The organism is Mycobacterium sp. IDUB_19, from assembly GCF_055419445.1.
This window is the reverse complement of sequence record NZ_JBVAXR010000122.1, coordinates 1-2,087: the sequence shown is the minus strand read 5'-3', so window position 1 is coordinate 2,087 and position 2,087 is coordinate 1. Positions and strand designations below refer to the sequence as shown.

At 64.2% G+C, this 2,087-nt stretch carries 2 protein-coding genes and 1 pseudogene; all 3 read right to left on the bottom strand.

The genetic code is table 11. The features are described 5' to 3' along the window. Window positions 1-206: pseudogene (locus tag ACZY0B_RS27275) on the bottom strand (class I SAM-dependent methyltransferase); the annotation flags it as partial. Next, on the bottom strand, window positions 203-832 hold the full coding sequence (locus ACZY0B_RS27270; RefSeq protein WP_463767340.1) for a DUF4389 domain-containing protein: 630 nt from the start codon (window positions 830-832) through the stop codon (window positions 203-205). The gene ACZY0B_RS27270 and the pseudogene ACZY0B_RS27275, both read right to left, overlap by 4 nt. Continuing rightward, complete coding sequence (locus ACZY0B_RS27265) at window positions 829-2,067, bottom strand: FAD-dependent oxidoreductase (RefSeq protein WP_463767341.1); 1,239 nt, start codon at window positions 2,065-2,067, stop codon at window positions 829-831. The genes ACZY0B_RS27270 and ACZY0B_RS27265 overlap by 4 nt, the downstream gene beginning before the upstream one ends. Window positions 2,068-2,087 lie beyond the last annotated feature (20 nt).

Below are 2,087 nucleotides of genomic sequence, written 5' to 3'. Positions count from 1 at the left end.
AATGTGGCCACCGGCTCCACCGCGGAGATCGAGGTCACCGCGGGAGGGACGAACTTCAAGTCGGTTCCCGGTCCGAGCCCCAACATCAGCAGCCGGCCGGTCGCGTGAGCAATCGCTTCTCGGCGATACCGGTTGTAGAAGAGGCGATCGAAGAACGGCTGGCCGAGGCGATATATGTAGGGAAATAACGGATTTTCGGGCGTTATCTGCTACCTAGGTCCATGCGGAAGGGCGGATATTCATCACGCATCAACGATACATACACCGCCACCCGGTAGCGCCATCGCACGATGCCCATCAGCAGATCGAACATGCCCTGCGGGATCGCCCCGGTGCACAACAACGCCACCGCCGCGATCACGGTGAGCACCTGCAATAGCGGCTCCAGCGCCCAGCACAGGAGTATCTGCGGGATCGCCAACAGCCACGACTTCACCAGTACAGCCCAATTCGAAAGGTGCTCGGGATATTCGACGTCAAGGTCGCCCGGATAGTCGGACCGGGCGGACAGCGTGAAGGGGGGGTATTTGTCGGTGCTGTTCATCGGAAACCGGTAATTCATGACCCGCCAGGACCAGCGCAGCACCCCGACATTGAAATCGAAGAGCGGGCGCGGATACCGCCCGGTGAACAGGATCACGGCGCCGGCCGCGACAGTCATAAACGGATACACCAGATAAAGAAGTATCAGGATCGGGTAGTGCGGCACGGCCAGCACGCACCACTTGACGAGCCACAGCCAGCGCGACGGCGCATCCAAATCGCCTCGTACTCGTACGGTATCGACCGGCGTGTGGGCCGATTCGCTCTCGACGACTCTGGTGCTGGTCACCGCGGGTGCGACGCAAGTGGGGTTGCCGACGCGAGATCGCGATCGACCTGCGCGGTGATCCGGGCGTGGCTGGTCGATCGCACGAACTTGGTCAATGCCCAGGTGTGCAGTCGATCCGGCATCAGCGCCGCCGGTCTCAACACGGATTCGCCATGGGCGACTTGCAGCGACGCCACCTTGGACACGGCGCTGACTTGCCGCCGCCGGGTCTTCTCATACCAGCGCAGTGCCCGCGAAACCTCAGGCCGGCTTTCATGGCCGCCAAGACTCGAAATCGCCTTGCACAACACCATCGTGTCGAGCAGGGCCTGATTGGTTCCCTGCGCCAGTGTGGGCGGCATGGTGTGCGCGGCATCGCCGAGCAAGGTCACCGGACCCGCGTTCAACGTGGCGGGAATCGGATGGCGGAAATGGGGGTAGGGCGACTGGGCCAGATCTTCGTCGGTCAATTTCGCCAATACCAGATCGACCGAGTCGGACCAGCCGGCGAAGTTGGATCGGATCACCTCGACGGGGCGGTGGGGTCGAATGAAATCGTGGGACCAAGGCAGGTCGAACCACCATTGCACGTGTGAACCCCCGGCCGGCCAAAAGCCGGTGTTTCCGTGCTCGCCGATGACGATATAAGCCAGCTCCCGGTCAACGAGCTCCGGAAGGCTGACGAGGCCCTGCCAGCTGCACCAGCCTGTCGGCTCGGCGGGCTGTGCGCCGACCACGTCCCGGATCACCGAATGCAGACCGTCGGCACCGATCAGCAGGTCGCCTTCGGCCACGCTGCCGTCTTCGAACCCGACCGCCACCCCGTGGGGCATCGTGATGACCCGGGCCGCGCGCGCGTTGCACCGGATGCGATCGGCCGGAAAATCTGCCAGCAACCGTTCCAGCAGCACCCGGCGCGGAACCATCCGCACGGCTTCGCCCAGTCGCTTGACCATCGTGGTGAGGTCCAACGTGGCGACTCGGTGCCCCTTGGACGTCAGCACCCGGACGCTGGACAGCAGCTGACCGGCCCCATCCATGTCGACGCCGAGCTGCCGCAGAACTGTCTCGCCGTTGGACCAGATGGTCACCGCGCCGCCGCCTGGGCGCGTATCGCTGCGCTGATCGAAAACGGTGACGTCGTGTCCGTCCCGCAGCAATCCGCGGGCAACCGAAATACCGCTCACCCCGGCACCGATCACCAGGACCCGAAGCGGTCGCCTGGACCGCGCCTCCGGTGATGGTAGACAGCTGATATGACTGCTGACGCCCGCGC